The sequence below is a fragment of the Cupriavidus sp. BIS7 genome (genome assembly GCF_000292345.1).
In the GTDB taxonomy this organism is placed as follows: domain Bacteria; phylum Pseudomonadota; class Gammaproteobacteria; order Burkholderiales; family Burkholderiaceae; genus Cupriavidus.
Genome location: NZ_ALOU01000005.1, coordinates 1 through 15,219 on the forward strand (window position 1 = coordinate 1; position 15,219 = coordinate 15,219).

General features: G+C 65.6%; 12 protein-coding genes. 6 read left to right on the top strand and 6 right to left on the bottom strand.

The features are described 5' to 3' along the window. The first annotated feature begins 84 nt into the window (after nt 1-84). Nucleotides 85-1,677, top strand: a complete 1,593-nt coding sequence (locus tag B552_RS0101085; protein WP_026035172.1) for an exonuclease domain-containing protein — start codon at nt 85-87, stop codon at nt 1,675-1,677. 104 nt (nt 1,678-1,781) lie between these two features. Next, nucleotides 1,782-2,210 (top strand): hypothetical protein, encoded by a 429-nt coding sequence (locus B552_RS0101090; protein ID WP_019447142.1) that lies wholly within the window; start codon nt 1,782-1,784, stop codon nt 2,208-2,210. An 81-nt stretch (nt 2,211-2,291) separates the two neighbouring features. Here the strand turns inward: B552_RS0101090 and B552_RS0101095 are convergent, their stop codons facing one another. The 5 genes from B552_RS0101095 to B552_RS0101115 form a co-directional block, all read right to left on the bottom strand. Then, complete coding sequence (locus B552_RS0101095) at nt 2,292-3,269, bottom strand: tripartite tricarboxylate transporter substrate binding protein (protein WP_019447143.1); 978 nt, start codon at nt 3,267-3,269, stop codon at nt 2,292-2,294. Further along, nucleotides 3,266-4,582: a DUF1254 domain-containing protein gene (locus tag B552_RS0101100; protein WP_019447144.1), complete on the bottom strand. Its 1,317-nt coding sequence runs from the start codon at nt 4,580-4,582 to the stop codon at nt 3,266-3,268. Before B552_RS0101100 ends, B552_RS0101095 begins: the two co-directional genes overlap by 4 nt. Before the next feature lie 39 nt (nt 4,583-4,621). Further along, nucleotides 4,622-5,935, bottom strand: coding sequence for a DUF1254 domain-containing protein (locus tag B552_RS0101105; protein WP_019447145.1), 1,314 nt, complete (start codon nt 5,933-5,935; stop codon nt 4,622-4,624). Between the two features lie 77 nt (nt 5,936-6,012). Then, the gene (locus B552_RS0101110; RefSeq protein ID WP_019447146.1) at nt 6,013-8,124 is read right to left on the bottom strand and encodes an acetate--CoA ligase family protein; all 2,112 of its coding nucleotides are present in this window, start codon (nt 8,122-8,124) and stop codon (nt 6,013-6,015) included. A 79-nt stretch (nt 8,125-8,203) separates the two neighbouring features. Further along, on the bottom strand, nt 8,204-9,010 hold the full coding sequence (locus tag B552_RS0101115) for a helix-turn-helix domain-containing protein (RefSeq protein WP_019447147.1): 807 nt from the start codon (nt 9,008-9,010) through the stop codon (nt 8,204-8,206). Nucleotides 9,011-9,173: 163 nt separating this feature from the next. Here B552_RS0101115 and B552_RS0101120 point away from each other — a divergent pair, with 163 nt between their 5' ends. From B552_RS0101120 to B552_RS0101130, 3 genes are all read left to right on the top strand, one after another. Beyond that, the gene (locus tag B552_RS0101120; protein ID WP_019447148.1) at nt 9,174-9,851 is read left to right on the top strand and encodes a TetR/AcrR family transcriptional regulator; all 678 of its coding nucleotides are present in this window, start codon (nt 9,174-9,176) and stop codon (nt 9,849-9,851) included. A gap of 111 nt (nt 9,852-9,962) precedes the next feature. Further along, nucleotides 9,963-10,961, top strand: coding sequence for a tripartite tricarboxylate transporter substrate binding protein (locus tag B552_RS0101125; protein WP_019447149.1), 999 nt, complete (start codon nt 9,963-9,965; stop codon nt 10,959-10,961). Nucleotides 10,962-11,086: 125 nt separating this feature from the next. Beyond that, the gene (locus tag B552_RS0101130; protein WP_019447150.1) at nt 11,087-11,761 is read left to right on the top strand and encodes a histidine phosphatase family protein; all 675 of its coding nucleotides are present in this window, start codon (nt 11,087-11,089) and stop codon (nt 11,759-11,761) included. 14 nt (nt 11,762-11,775) lie between these two features. Here B552_RS0101130 and B552_RS0101135 read toward each other — a convergent pair whose 3' ends face one another. Continuing rightward, complete coding sequence (locus B552_RS0101135) at nt 11,776-12,402, bottom strand: LysE family translocator (protein ID WP_026035174.1); 627 nt, start codon at nt 12,400-12,402, stop codon at nt 11,776-11,778. 203 nt (nt 12,403-12,605) lie between these two features. Here B552_RS0101135 and B552_RS0101140 point away from each other — a divergent pair, with 203 nt between their 5' ends. Continuing rightward, nucleotides 12,606-14,918, top strand: a complete 2,313-nt coding sequence (locus B552_RS0101140) for a mechanosensitive ion channel family protein (RefSeq protein WP_019447152.1) — start codon at nt 12,606-12,608, stop codon at nt 14,916-14,918. The last annotated feature ends 301 nt before the right edge of the window (nt 14,919-15,219 follow it).

Consider the following 15,219-nt stretch of genomic DNA (forward strand, 5'->3'; position numbering starts at 1 on the left):
TGCGAGGGGGCGAATATTAGATGACTACCGGGCCGCTGGCAAGGGGTTTCGTAAAAGAAATTTCCGATCCATTAGAATCGCCGCATGACGTCCCTCGATCCGCCCACCTATTTACCTGAGAAGCTGGCCAGCCGCGAGCCGGGCATGCTTGACGCTGACGCCCTTGCCGCCGCGCTCGCGCGTCCTATCGTCTTCGTCGATCTGGAGACCACGGGCGCCGATGCCCAGCGTGACCGCATCACCGAGATCGGCGTGGTCGAGGTCAGCGCCGACGGCATCCAGGAATGGGACACGCTGATCGATCCGCAGGCCAGCATTCCACCATTTGTCCAGGGACTGACCGGCATTACCGACGACATGGTGCGCGGCCAGCCTACCTTTGCATCGATCGCCGAATCTCTTGCGGAGAAGCTGCAGGGGCGCCTGTTCGTTGCCCACAATGCGCGATTCGACTATGGATTCCTGAAAAACGAGTTCCGTCGCGCAGGCGTGACTTTCCGTGCCGATGTGCTGTGCACGCTTCGGCTGTCGCGCTCGCTGTTTCCCTCAGTCGAGCGGCACGGCCTGGACGCACTGATCGCACGCTTCGGCCTCGCCCCCAAGGGCCGCCACCGCGCGCTGGCCGACGCCGAACTGCTGTGGCAATTCTGGCAAAAGATCCACGGCATCTATTCAGTGGATCTGGTCGAAGCCGCCGTGAAATCGCTGGTCAAGCATGCGAGCCTTCCGGCAGGGCTTGAGGAAACAGCGCTCGATGACGTACCGGACCGCCCCGGTGTCTATCTGTTCTATGGCGACGACGACGTGCCGCTGTACGTCGGCAAAAGCATCCATCTGCGCCAGCGCATTCGCGCCCACTTCTCCGGCGACCACGGCAACGCCCGGGAAATGCGGCTGGCCCGCTCCGTTCGCCGCGTCGATTGGCGGGAGACCGGCGGCGAAGTCGGGGCGCTGCTTCTGGAGGCGCATCTGGTCAAGACGCTGCGCCCGCTGCACAACCACATGCTGCGCCAGAACACGGAGTTGTTCTCGTGGGAGATGGTCGACGGCCTGCCCGCGCCGCGCCTGCGATCGGACCGGCAAGTCGACTTCAGTCGTCACGGCACCCTCTTTGGAGCGTTCCCAAGCCGCGCCTCGGCGCAAGCGCGACTGCGATCGCTGGCAGAGGATCACCAGCTTTGCCTGGCGACCTTGAGGCTGGAAGCCAGCAGCGGACGAGGCAATCCGTGCTTTGCACGGCAATTGCACCGATGCGCGGGCGCCTGCACCGGGGAAGAATCGCCATCCGACCATCGCCAACGCACGATGACCGCAATGGCCCCGCTGGCACTCCAGCGCTGGCCATTCGCCGGCGCAATTGCCTGGCGCGAGGCGGCCGCTGACGGTTTCCCGTGGCACGTCATCGAGGACTGGTGCTATCTGGGTTCTGCGGCGACGCTGGAAGCCGCGGTCCAGCAGCTCGCGGCCCCGGCTCGCTTCGATGTCGATACCTATCAGATCCTGGCGCCGCGCATCGAAGCGTTGCAGGCCACAGCAGTTCTGCTGGATTCGACTCGCACATTTATGCTGACCGCGCCGACACCGCCCGACCCCAAGCCGGCTTCCGCGCCGCGCGCATCGGCAAGGCGCATTGCGAAATCCGGCATCCACCCGCAAATCACGGACCTGTTCGGCTGACAGCAGGGCCACTCCGTGCGGCGGCGCGCATATTCGTATTGCCAGCCGCCACGTGGCTCGGCTAGTCTCGGAGAGGAGGGACTGCTGCCCCCGAGGGAGTCGCCATGCCTGCATCGCCTCGACGTTCCGCCGCCCGCAGCGGCATGATTGCCGTTGCCGCAATCGTCCTGACCGCCGCCTGCGCCAATCTGCAGGCCGGCACCATGCAGCGGATCTTCGATTCCTGGAAGGGCGTGCCGGTCGAGCAGGCCAAGGCGCAGTGGGGCCCGCCGCAGTCCGTACAGACGGTGCCGGACGGCACGGCCTATGTCTGGACCGATGAGATCCCCTCAGCCCATCCACCGGGCAGCGGCCCGCGCGATGCGCAACTTGAACCCCCAGCGACCGCCGCGTATTGCCAGCGCAAGCTGGTAGTTGGCTCGGACGGCAACGTCAGCCGCGGGGAGTGGAGCGGCAGCGCGTGCTGCGTGCAAACGCTCGTCGGAGAATGCGCGGGACTGGCCAGGAAATCGCAATCCACAAGCAAAGGCTGATCCGGCAATCCCTGCACCTGCCTGACAAGCGTCGCACTCCGTCGATTCCCCGACAAGCCCGCGGCGCCGTTGCACTGGACCTTACTCCAGCACGATCCCCCGCTCACGCACGAGCGCGCCCCACTTCTTCACCTCGGCATCGATAAATCCCGCGAAGTCGGCGCTGCTGCCTGGCTCCGGCTGCAACCCGAGCGCCAGCAATTTCTGCCGGACCTGCGCGTCGCTCAATGCCTGGCTTGCGTCTTGATTGATCTGGTGCACGATCGCTGCCGGTGTACCGGCCGGTGCGACAACGCCAAACCAGCCATAGCCAACCACGCCCGGCACCCCCTGCTCAGCGAACGTCGGCGCATCGTGGTAGACAGGCGTGCGCTGCTCCGCCGCCACGGCTATCACGCGCAGCTTGCCGGTCTGGATAAACGGCAGCGCGCTGGTGATGGCGGTCAACGTCGCATCCACGCGCCCGGCCAGCAACTCTGTATACGCCGTGGCATCCCCGCGGTAATGCACATTGAGCCCCTTGAACCGGGCCTGGGATGCAAACAGTTCCGCCGTCAGGTGGGGGCCAGAGCCGATCCCCGGCGACGCGAACGTCGCGCCATCCGGCTTCTGCTGTGCCATCTTCACGAAGTCCGCAACCGTCCTGACCGGCGATGCGGCATTGACGATCAGGAACACCGGCCCGAGCACGCGCGGCCCGACGGCAACGAAATCCTTGTGGATATCGAACCGCTGCTGCAGTCCGGCGCCTGTGTTGATGGCGAACGGCGCGGCTGCCCACAATAGCGTGTAGCCGTCGGGCGTGGCGTGGGCCACGGAGTCACTGGCAACGCGTGTGCCGGCGCCGGGCTTGTTTTCGACCACCACCTGCTGGCCGTACTTGCGGCTCAGCACTTCCGCCAGGATGCGCGCGGACGTATCGTTCGACCCGCCCGGCCCATAGGGGGACACCAGTCGCACGGACCTGCTCGGGTAGGCGTTGCCAAATGCATGCGGTACGAAGCCAGCCAGCGCCATCGCGCCAAGCAGGCGCCGCCGGGTCAGTTGAGATGCGTTCATGTCGGATCTCCCATCCGGACAATAGCGGGGTAGCAATAGGTCCGGTTCAGGTGCGAAGGCTGTGGCACATACAGACGCAGGGCCACATAGAACGGGCCCGCCGGTGCGGGCAGCCAGTTGCCGTGCAGCGCGCCATCGCGCGGCGGTACTGACGACAGATACAGGCTCAGGCTGCCGTCCGCGCCACGCGTCAGCGATGGCGAGCGGTCGCCGAGCGAATACCGTGCGATGTCGTTCGGCACGAGCATGCAGTCGCCCTTGTCGTACATCGTCAGTGACCAGAACGCACCGACATCGGGCAGGTTGTCGGCAGCAAAGTCCAGCCGGTACGCATGGCGGCCATCGAGCGGCGCACCGTCGCCACAACGGTCGGCAATGACATACATGGCCTCCTGCACGCCGAGCGCGCCAATATAGTTACGCGCCACCAGCGCACGCTGCAGATAGTTGGTGCCATATGATTCGCGCACATCGACCGACATCGCCCAGCCCCCGCCCATGTCCGAGGGCTGCGGCTCGGCCAGATCCGCCAGCACGCTCCGCAGGGCGCCATCGAGCACATCGATCTGCGCTGGCGTCGGCACGATGCCATGGCCAATACCGACCTCTGCGAAGCGTGCAACGTCACGCGCCTCGCCGGCCGGAGGCGGATTCTCGCCCAGCGCGCGATTCACCACCTCGGCAAAGCGCCGCGCGTCACCAAGGTGCTCGCCTGGGTGCATGCCGACATCGAACGCGAACGCAGCGGCAGCCCCATTGGGTTGCCTGAGCGTGATGGCGTCCTGCAGTGCGTGCACCGTCGGCAGATCGGCGTCGCCATCGACCAGCAGCCGCCCGATCATCCAGACCGCATTCGTCGAACATGCCACGGCCCGCATCCCATCCGGTACGTCGCCGCGCCAGTCGGGCCCGTGCAGCAGGAACCGGCCCGCGCCGGTGCCGGTGGTACGGCTGCCGATATAGCCGAACGGATTCGTATAGAAGTCGAGCAGCCCCAGTACGTAGTAGCGCCCCTTGAAATCCGGCACTTCGAGGACCACCGGCCCGCGCGACAGGTCGATCCACGCGTTCGTATAGAGCGTGTCGTTGTTTGGCGTGACGACCTGACGGTGCTGGGGGCCAAGCAACTGCCGTGTGTGAATCACATGATTGACCCAACGCAGGCGCGATTCGGGACCATCTCCGGCAAACGCTCCCGCGTGGTCGCGGCGCGGACAGGTGGCCGCACGCATGCGCGCCATCTCGTAGAGCGGCAGCGTGTAGATCACGGCATCCCGCGCAAGTTGCTGCAGGGTGGTCTGGGCTTGTTGCATGTCTCGTTGTCTCCTGTATTTTTTTGATGGCGATCCCGTTCAGCCGATGCGATGCACGGCGGGAATCGTGTACTGCCCCGCGCGGAATGCCGCGGACGGGTGATAGAGCCGCAGGATCAGATAGAAGTGGCCGGCCGGCGCCGGGAGCCAATTGGCATCCTGCGGCGGCCTCGCGTGGCCGATCGGGATGGCCAGCGTGCCGTCCGCCTCGCTGCGCAGACCCGGCGTGCGGTCGCCCACCGCGTACCGGCCCATCTCGTTGGCTGTGAAGTAACGATCCTCGCCATAGAGCGAGACCGACCAGAATGCATCCGCCGGCGGTTGCATTCCGGGCGAAAAACGCAACTCATACGAGTGGCGGCCGTCGAGGCGCTCGCCATCGGCATCGAAATCGGCCATCGCGTAGACAGCTTCATCCGCGCGCAGCGCGCCAAGCCCTTTCATTGCCGTACACGCGCGCAGCAGCCAGTCGTCGCCGTACGTCCCCAGCCGCAGGCTATAGCCCCACGCCTTGTGCCCCTGGCTACGCGTATGCGCTTCGATCAGCGCCATGCCCTGCGCGTAGGCGCTACGCAATCCATTGACGATTGACGGCCGTAACGAAGCAATCTCCACATCGTCCTCAAGCCGCAGACCCACCTTGCGCAGCAGCGTGAACAGTCCGGTTTCCTGCTGCGATGGCGGAAAGTCGCGCATGGCACGGAACAGGTTCTGGAAGAAATCGATGCCTTCGTCGCCGCTCTCCTGCCACTGCGTCACGCTGGCGGGCCGGGCCGGACCGGCACTGCTCACGATCTGGAACCCCTGTTCGAACGCATACGCGCGCGCGAGGTCATCAGGGCCCGTTACCAGCACGCGGCCGATGATCCAGACCAAAGACGTCGGCGCCTCCACAACGTGCGCTCCGCTGCCGCGCTGGCCCGGACCAACGATCTCGATATCCGCGCCAGACTGCGGCACATTGCGCTGACCAAGGTTGGCGAAGTTGTTGGTATGCGCGTCAAGCAGCTCCACCACGTAATAGCGTTCCGCATCTGGCAAGGCCGGCACGCGCAGGGTGGCCGGGCCGTCCGCCAGGTTCAGCCAGCCGCAGAAGTACAGCAGGTCGTTGGCAGGCGTGACGATGTCCCGATCCTCATGCGTCCATTGCCGGGCACTGGCCGACAGCATGTTCATTGGCGCGCGCCCGTATCGCGTCGGCGCATCGACGGAAGTCTGCAGGCGGCACGTGCGCAGCGTCTCGACAAGCGAATAGCCGTAGATCACCAGCGGCAATGCCGCTGCGGCTACCAGCGCTTCCTGCGGGCTTGCATGGACGGGGGTGGACAACATCGTTGAGGCGGGATGATTCATAAGCGTTCCCCTGGTCGAAACCATTGTGGATCGTTGAAGTGCGGCGCCGCTCGACACAGCTCGCCGTGATGGATGGGTCAGCGCAACGTGATGACCGCGTCGGCGGCCACCAGGCCCTCCGCGCCCACGATGAACGGGTTGATTTCGAGCGTATCGAGTCGGTCCCCGATGGCCGCTGCGGCACGCGATACGTTCACAAGCACGGCTGCCACCGCGTCAAGATCGATTGCCGGATGGCCACGATGGCCGCTGCACAACGCCGAGGCCCGGCTCTGCGTCAGCATTGCCCGGGCCCGTTCGCGCGAAAGCGGCGCGAGCCCAAACGCCATCTGCCGGAAGATCTCGACTGCCGTGCCGCCGATACCGGCCAGCGCAACAAGCCCGAACACGGGGTCGCGCCGCACGCCAACCATGATCTCGCCCCATCCGCGCACCATGCGCGCCACAAGGGCACCGTCGAACTTCGCCGCGCCGGCGGCACGCCGCACACGTTCGAACGCGTCACGCACGGCGTCTGCGCTGTGCAGGTTGAGCAGGACGCCACCGATATCGCTCTTGTGCAGGACCTCGCGCGAGCAGATCTTCACGGCCACCGGATAGCCGAGCGACTCGGCAATTCGCACGGCGTCGTCGGCGTCGCGTGCCAGGCCGTGCGGTGCCACGGGCACGCCGGCTTGTGCCAGCAACGCCATGGCCTCGGCCTCGGACAACGCCTTTGCATTGAATGGCAGTTCTGGGGCCGGCGGCACCTGCGTCTCGATTGCAGGCGCCCGCGCAGACTCGGCCACTGCGGCAGCCCTGGCCAGCGCGGCCACCGCTTCGATGGTGTGGGCTGGCTCGCGGAAGACCAGGCAGCCGCGCGCCTCCAGCCATTCGCGCTTGTCGTTGGTCATCACGCCCGTGATCATCAGCGGGGCTGCCTGCGGATCGCTCGCCAGGTCGTCGATGGTCTGCTGCAGCAGACTCCACACCTTTGGCGCATTCCCGCCCCCGGCAAGGAATGCCGCCACGCTACCGTATGCGCCGCTGCGCGCCACGCCCGCCAGCGCGTCCGCAAGCACCTGCGGCTGCGCAACGATCTGTCCGGTCACGTCGATTGGATTCGTGGTGCTTGCAAACGGAACTGCCGTGCGCAGCGCCTTTGCCGCGCCGTCCGGCGTCGGCGGCAACGGCATGCCCTGCGACTCGGCGCTGTCCGCCATCATGATGCCCACGCCGCCCGAAACGGTAACGATGGCCACCGGCGCCACCGCATCGGCTGGCATCCCGGTAGGCGAATGCCAGCGCGTCGGTCGGCGTCCTCGCGCAAGCGTGTAGCCGAGCCGGAAGAACGCTTCCAGCGTATGCGCGCGGTGCACGCCATACTCGTCAAACACCGCTTGATACACGGCATCTTCGCCCGCCAGGCTGGCCGTATGCGATTGCGCGGCGCAGGCCCCGGCCGCCGTGGTGCCTACCTTGGTGATCACCACCGGCTTGCCCGCCGCACGCGCCGCGGCAAGCGCCTGGCGCAGGCGTGCGCCGTCGCGCGCGCCTTCCATATAGACAAGAATCACGCGGGTCTGCGGGTCATGGGCAAGCCACTCGATCACGTCCGCCACCTGCAGCCCCGCCTCGTTGCCAGTGGTCACCCAATGGCTAAGCCCCAGACCCGCCTCGCGCGCCAGCGCGAACGCGTAGCCGCCGAAAGCCCCGCTCTGGCTGACAAGGCCTACGTCGCCAACCGGCGGCACACCGACCAGTGGAATCGGCGAGAACGTGGCGTACACGCGTTCGCGCAGGTTCATCGCGCCAAGGCAGTTGGGCCCAAGCAACTGCACGCCATGCGCACGCGCCTGCGCGGCCAGCGCGTGCTGCATATCTGCGCCGCCATCGACTTCGGCAAACCCGGAGGTGAACACCACGGCGGCGCGCGTTCCAGCGCGGCCAAGCTGCGACATCACGTCAGCCGCCGCCGGTGCGGGCACGGCCACGATGGCCAGGTCCACCGGTTCGCCAATGGCTTCGACGGAGGGATAGGCACGCAGGCCCTGCACGAAATCGGCACCGGGGTTCACCGGAAACACGCGGCCGTCATAGCCGAGTTCGCCCAACAGGCGAATTGGCATGCCGCCGACTTTTTCGGGTTGCGTCGATGCGCCTACGACGGCGATCGAACGCGGCCGCAGCAAGGGTTGCAGATCCTGCATGTTGTCTCCATTGATGACGATCGCGATACGTGCCGCTATCGTTCAGTCTGGCGGGGAGGTCCGGCCCGCCCACCGGCGGCTAGCGTCCCATGCCAGCCATGTTTTCGATCGACCGCACCATCTCGCGCAGCAGCGGCGCAACGCGCTTTTCCATCATTCCGCGCTTCACGCGCAGGCCCGGAATCGCGCAGTTGAACAGCAACGGCCGGTTCATGTAGACGATGCGCGAGTACACGCCCACGCCGTGCACATCGCTGCCGGCATCGCCCTCATTGAGCGTGAAGCCGCGTTTCGGATAGTGCGCGACGTTGTGGCACACGGTGTCGTAGCAGGCGGCGTGCTCCTCGGGCCGTTCCGCGCGGGCGTCGGTCATCAGCTTTTCGAACTCGGTCTTGGAAAGCGTGCACAGGTACGCGCGCCCCATGGCGGTAGTCATCACCGATCGCACCGCGCCAATCGCCGGCCGCGCCGGCGTGCCTTCCATGTGCGTGCACGATTCCAGGTAGGTCACGTCGAGCCGGTACGCCACGCCCATCGACACCGCCCCCTCTACCTGGTTGGCCAGCTCCTGCATCAGCGGCCGCGCCAGATGGCGGACCTGCAGGCCCGCCAGGTACGGATAGCCCAGCGCCAGTACCTGGGCGCTGACGAAGTACTTGTCGAGCTTTGGGTCCCAGTCGAGATAGCCAAGCTCGAACAGCGTGCGGCAGATGCGCGATACGGTAGCGCGTGGCAGTTGCAACCGCTGCGCCAGCTCGCCATTGCCCAGCGGGCGCGCGTCGTCGATGAAGCAGCGCAGCAGCGCAAACCCCTTGGCCAGCAGCCCGCCAAACGAGGGATCTTCGAGGCGGCGCTCGGCAATGAATTGTTCGACCGGCGTGTTCATGTGGATGTCGTCTCCTGTATTCCAGTTTGGTCGGCGATCTTGGTGTGTGTCAAAAAGCGGAATGTATTTCCAAATATTGGAAATCGTAAACCCCAGCTTGACGCTCCGTTCAGGCGGCACGTAAGGTTCAAAACCGAATCCGAATTCGAATACGGAACCTGCCATGCAAAGCCCAGCCACAAGTGCATCCTCCGCCTCTTCTGCATTTCCGCGCGTCGAGACCACCTCGATCCTGCAGCCGCCACGGCAGCGCCGTGCGCGCGAGACCGAGCAGGCACTGCTGTCTGCCGGCCGGCAACTGCTGGCGCAACGCGATTTCGCCGCGGTGTCGGTGGCCCAGATCGCGGCTGCATGCCAGGTATCGGTTGGGGCGTTCTACGGGCGCTTCCGGGACAAGATGGCGTTCTTCGACGCGTTGCGCACGGTGGTAATGGAGGAATCGGATGCCTCGGTGGCGCGCTACATGGCCGAACACCGCTGGAGCGAAGTGCCAGCGCGCCAGATCGTCGAAAAGACCATGCGATTCCTGGTCAATGGCTGCCACAACAACCGAGGCGTGATTCGCGCGTCGCTCAAGCACGCCACCACGCGGCCAGAGGAATGGCTGCCGCACCAGAAAAACGGCCATGAGATCGTCGAGCGGCTGGTCGCGCTGCTCGTGCCCCGCCTCCCGGGGGCAGCCGACACCAACGAGATTCGCGTGCGATTTGCCATGCAGATGGTCTTTGGCATGCTCGTCAACGCCGTGCTCAACAACCCGGGCCCGCTACCGCTCGACGACGAGCGCCTGCCCGGCGAGATGACGCGCATGGTGGCCGCCTATCTCGGACTCGACGCCTGAACCGCTTCCGCAGCAAGTTTTCCCTCGCTTCACCCATCAACCGCCCGCATCAGCCGCAGCCATAGCGGCGTGTCCGCACACGGACCGGGCTTCAAACCGAGGAGACACACCATGGAGCAATTCACGCTGCCGCGCCGGCGGTGGGCCATTCACATTGCCTGCGCCGCCATGTCGCTGCTGCCACTGGCCGTTCACGCGCAGGGCGATTTCCCGACCAAACCGATCCGGCTCGTGGTGCCGTACCCCGCCGGCGGGCTGACCGACACGCTCGCACGCCAGCTTGCCGAAGGCCTGTCGAAGCGGCTCGGCCAGGCGGTTGTGGTCGAAAACAAGGGTGGCGCGGGCGGCATCATCGGCACGGATTTCGTCGCCAAGTCTGCGCCGGACGGCTACACGCTGCTGATGACGATCCCGGGACCGATCACGGCGAATATCGCGCTGTACAAGAAGCTGCCCTACGACCCGCGTACCGACTTGCGGCCCGTCTCCGACGTGGCGATGGCGCGCACCGTGCTCACCGTCAACGCGGCCGTGCCCGTGAAGACCATGCATGAACTGATCGCCTATGCGAAGAAGGAGCCAGGCAAGCTGCGCATGGGATCCTGGGGGCCGGGCACGCAACCACATACGATCCAGGCCTATATGGACAAGACCTATGGCGTGGACATCCTGCACGTGCCATATCGCGGCGAAGGGCCGATGGTCACCGATCTGCTTGCGGGCCAGGTCAACATGACGATCGGCTCGGTCACCACGCTGCGCCAGTACATTGCAGTGGGCAAGCTGCGGCCGCTGGCCGTGGCCGGTACCACACGCGCCAGGGCGCTGCCGGACGTACCGACCTTCACCGAGGCCGGTTACGGCGACGCCGCCTACAAGATCGTTGGCCCTACGACGCTGCTGGCTCCGGCGAAGACCCCGGACGCCATCGTGGAGAAACTCGGCCGCGAAGTCGCCGCCCTGGTGAAGACGCCCGAGTTGAGCGCAAAGATCGAGGAAATCGGCGCCGAGCCGATCGGCAATTCGCCCGCCGAAGCCGAGCGCGCGTACAAGGCATATCTGCCAGTCGTGCTCAAGCTGACCGCCGATACGGGAGTGACGCTGGACTGACCCGGGCAATGCAGCGCAAATATGGCCGCCATGAATTTCGGCGGGCCTTGCTAGGTCCGCCGGGCGGCCTCCGCCTAGAATCGCTGCAACGTTGACTCCCTTGGGCGCGATGCCGCCCGCACATCATGGCAACCCTATTCCTGGTCCGCCACGGACAAGCCTCTTTCGGGGCCGCCAACTACGACTGTCTGTCCGACGTCGGTCGCCAGCAGGCGCGCTGGCTGGGCGAATACTTTCGTGACCGCGGCGTGCAGTTTCGCCGTGTGGTAGCCGGCACACTGGTGCGCCAGCAGGACACGGCCACGGAGATCCTGGCGGGCATGGGCATGACCGGCACGCCCGTGGCTGCCCACGCAGGCCTGAACGAATACGACGGGGAATCGCTTTACCGCAGCTTCACCAACGGCGCGGATCATCGTGCACACCAGAACAGCGACTACCAGGACTACTGGCGGACGTTCCGCGCGGCGTTTGGCGCATGGACGGAGGACAAGCTGACCGGCATGCCCGAAACGTGGGGCGAGTTTGGCGCGCGCATGCAGGCGGCGCTTGCGCATGCCACGGAAGGCGCTGCGCGCGAGGATGCGCTGCTGGTGGTCAGCTCGGGCGGCGCCATCGGCCGCGCAGTGGCCGACCTGCTCGGCGCGCCAACGCAGACCGCCATCGAACTGAATCTGCAGTTCCGCAATACCGGCTTCTGCGAACTGATCGTCGGACGCGGCACGCAGCGGCTGCTGAGTTTCAACAACGTGCCGCACCTTGAACTGCCGGACAGGCGCCAGGCCATCACCTTTGCCTGACCGCGCGTCACAGGTCAGCGCTGGGACAACGCCAGCTTGCCGGCGAGGGCCAGAAACACGCTCCCGGCAAACCAGTTCACGGCACGCTGCGCACGCGCCGAGCGCATCAGCACGCGGCCAAACGCGCCCGAGAACCAGGCAATCGATCCAAATACCAGCAGCGCCGCGAGGATAAACACGAAGCCGAGCATCATCAGTTGCACGGCCACGTGGCCACGTTCCGGATTCACGAACTGCGGCAGGAACGCCAGGAAGAAGATTACGACCTTGGGATTGGTCAGGTTCATGACCACGCCACGCAGATACATGTGCTTGCCGGTCTTCACCTGCGTATCCGACGTCGTCAACGCTCCCACGGGGGCGCGGAACGCCTGCCAGGCCAGATAGACGAGGTATAGCGCGCCAGCGATCTTCAGCGCGGTAAAGGCCACCGCCGAAGCGGCCAGCAACGCCGCAAGCCCAACGGCAACCACTGCGGTGTGCACCAGCAGCCCCGTGCAGAGCCCGAGCACCACGGTCAGGCCGGCGCGCGTGCCGTGCATTGCAGACAGCAGCAGCACGAAAATATTGTCAGGCCCTGGCGCCAGGCTGAGCATGATGGCAATGCCGAGAAACGGCAGCAGCGTCTCGAGGGGCAGCATGAATGGCTCCATAGGCTCCATAACGTGGAGCGGCCATGGTAACGACGTTCAGGCCAGCTCCGCAATCACCGCCGCCCGCGCTTCGGTCTTCCCAACCAGCGATCCGAACCCGGATGTGCGCGACAACGCCCGCCGATGCGCTACAGTGACGCGATGCCGGCCATCCAGCCATCCCGATGAGGCAGCCCCGCTCCCAATCGTTCATGCATCGCTTCCAACTACGCATATCCATTCCTGCCTGGCTCACCGGCATCCTGATGGCACTGCTGATGACAGGCATGGCGCAGGCTGCCGGGTTTTCGCTGCCGGGGGTGACGAAAAAGACCGCCAGCAGCACTGCATCGGCCGCGTCGGCCGCACCGGCCAGCGCCCCACTCGCCCAGTCGCTCGATCAGGTCATCGGCACGCTGCAGAACGACACGGAGCGCCAGGCGCTGGTGGCGCAACTGCAGACGCTGCGCAAGGGGCTTGATGCCTCGGCGGCGGCAGCCGCCTCCGCCGCCGCTGCCAGCGCGCCGTCGCCGGGCCTGATCGGCGCCGTGGCGCAGGCACTGCAGGAAATGGATAACGCCCCCCACAAGGATCGCGGCCCGTGGCACTACTGGCGGTGGCGCATGCAGTTTGCCGGCGAGGAGTTTCACGAAGCGCTGACGATCAAGAACACCCGCAGCGCGCTCATCTCCTGGACCGAGTTTGCGACAGTGCTTGCCGGGTGGGCATTTACCGGATGGGTATTGCGTGAACTGTCACGCCGGCTGCGCCGCAACCGGCTGCGGCCCGCGCAAGCGCCCAGTCTTCCAACCGTCCCATCGTGGATCGATGTCGGCTTCTACTTTCTGCGCCGCATCGGACCGTGGATCGTAGCGTTTGGGCTTACGGTGCTGCTTGCCTATCAGGTGTTTGGCCGCACGCCCGCCAGCATGGGCGGCGTACTGGTCGCCTACGCGATTGTGGCAGGTGCCGTGATGTCGGCGTTCTGCCAGGTCATCTTTGCACTGTTCCAGTCCGCGCATCGCGCGCATGCCGTCCGCGATCTACTTAACCATTCGCCGATCCTGCTGTTCTTCACGGGCGCGCTGGCAGCCCTGGGCGAAGCCAATACCGATCCACGCGTCATCACGGCACTTGGCATCAACCTGTCCGCCCTGATCAGCACACTGGCCAACATCCTTGCCGCGATCCTGATCGGCGTGTTTGCCATACGCTTTCGCCGCGCCATCGGCCAGTTGATCGCATTCCGCCCGCTGACGGTGCGCCAGAACCACCCGGCGGCGATGGACCTGCTGCGCATGGCTGGCGCGGCCTGGTATTTGCCAGTGCTGGCGGTGGTGGTGGCATCGGTCATCGGCACGATCATGGCTACCGGCCACGCCGACGAGTTCCTGCGCCGCGCGGTGGTCACGGTGGCGCTGTTCGTTGCGGCCATGCTGCTGACGATGGTGGTGGGCCGCTCGCCAAAATCCACCACACGCGCCCCGCGGCTGCGCGACCGGCGCCGCTCGGCCTATGTCCAGCGCTTTGGCCGGTTCGGCGTGGCGCTGATTCGCGTAGTGATCTGGCTGGCGTTCCTTGAACTCAATGCACGCATCTGGCAAACGTCCCTGATCGATCTGGCCAGGTCGACCGTCGTGGGCCGGCACATCACCGAGTCCCTGCTTGGCGTGGTGGGTGTGGTGCTGCTGGCCTGGCTGGTATGGCTGCTGATCGACACCGCGATCACCCAGACGCTGTCCCCGACGCACGGCCGGGCAGCACAGCCAAGCCTGCGCGCGAAGACCATCCTGCCGCTGGTGCGCAATGCGTCGTTCGTGGGCGTGCTGGTGGTAGCGATGATCGCCGTGCTGGCCAACCTCGGCGTCAACGTCACGCCTCTGCTGGCCGGCGCCGGTGTCGTCGGTCTGGCAATCGGTTTCGGCGCGCAGACGCTTGTGCAGGACCTGATCACCGGGCTGTTCATCGTCATCGAGGACACCATCGCCATCGGTGACTCGATCGAACTGCCAGACCACTCTGGCGTGGTGGAAGGCATGACGATCCGCACGGTGCGCCTGCGCGACGGCAAAGGCGCCGTGCACACACTGCCCTATAGCCAGATCAAGGCGGTCAAGAACCTGTCCCGCGGCTACGCGTTCGCGGTGTTCAGCATTTCGATCTCCTACCAGAGTGACTTCGACCGAGCGCTTGAACTGGTTCGCGAAACCGGCGCACAGGTGGCGCACGATCATCGTTACAGCCGCAATCTGCTGTCCGGGCTGGACATCCTTGGGCTGGACCGCTTCGATCCGAACGGCCAGGTCGTGCTCGCACAGTTCAAGACGCGTCCGCTGACGCAAGCCGAGATCACACGCGCATTCAACGTGCGCCTTAAACGCAACTTCGACGCCAACGGTATCCGCCTGGCGGTGCCGTACGTGACGGTGCAGGTCGATGGCAGCAACCTGACCGAAGATGTCGCCACGGCAGCCGTGGCCGGCGCGGGCGCCGATCTCGTCACCTCTGCAACCAGAAAATCCTAGTGATCAGCGGGCCAATGTGAACATAGGTGCGCGCCAGCACAACCATGTCTCTTTTGTGCAATGGCGGGCCAATACATTGGCCGTGAAGAGTTTGAAATACGCCAGTCACGGCATTACTATCATCCGAGCTTCGGTGGCGGCAGCTGGAAGTTGCCACACGGGCTGCATCACCCGGAAACGCAGGTGTGGCGCGGGCTGCCCCCTCCCAAGGCGGTATATTCCCGCCCCGGGTTCATGCACGATCATCGTCATTTCGCAGTACCGCGACACGCTTCAGGGTCATCGCGGGCAGTTGCATACA

Bases quoted from the DNA above. Each gene is read 5' to 3' on its own strand.
- B552_RS0101085 (WP_026035172.1), top strand. From the start codon at position 85: ATGACGTCCCTCGATCCGCCCACCTATTTACCTGAGAAGCTGGCCAGC.
- B552_RS0101090 (WP_019447142.1), top strand. From the start codon at position 1,782: ATGCCTGCATCGCCTCGACGTTCCGCCGCCCGCAGCGGCATGATTGCC.
- B552_RS0101095 (WP_019447143.1), bottom strand. From the start codon at position 3,269: ATGAACGCATCTCAACTGACCCGGCGGCGCCTGCTTGGCGCGATGGCG.
- B552_RS0101100 (WP_019447144.1), bottom strand. From the start codon at position 4,582: ATGCAACAAGCCCAGACCACCCTGCAGCAACTTGCGCGGGATGCCGTG.
- B552_RS0101105 (WP_019447145.1), bottom strand. From the start codon at position 5,935: ATGAATCATCCCGCCTCAACGATGTTGTCCACCCCCGTCCATGCAAGC.
- B552_RS0101110 (WP_019447146.1), bottom strand. From the start codon at position 8,124: ATGCAGGATCTGCAACCCTTGCTGCGGCCGCGTTCGATCGCCGTCGTA.
- B552_RS0101115 (WP_019447147.1), bottom strand. From the start codon at position 9,010: ATGAACACGCCGGTCGAACAATTCATTGCCGAGCGCCGCCTCGAAGAT.
- B552_RS0101120 (WP_019447148.1), top strand. From the start codon at position 9,174: ATGCAAAGCCCAGCCACAAGTGCATCCTCCGCCTCTTCTGCATTTCCG.
- B552_RS0101125 (WP_019447149.1), top strand. From the start codon at position 9,963: ATGGAGCAATTCACGCTGCCGCGCCGGCGGTGGGCCATTCACATTGCC.
- B552_RS0101130 (WP_019447150.1), top strand. From the start codon at position 11,087: ATGGCAACCCTATTCCTGGTCCGCCACGGACAAGCCTCTTTCGGGGCC.
- B552_RS0101135 (WP_026035174.1), bottom strand. From the start codon at position 12,402: ATGCTGCCCCTCGAGACGCTGCTGCCGTTTCTCGGCATTGCCATCATG.
- B552_RS0101140 (WP_019447152.1), top strand. From the start codon at position 12,606: ATGCATCGCTTCCAACTACGCATATCCATTCCTGCCTGGCTCACCGGC.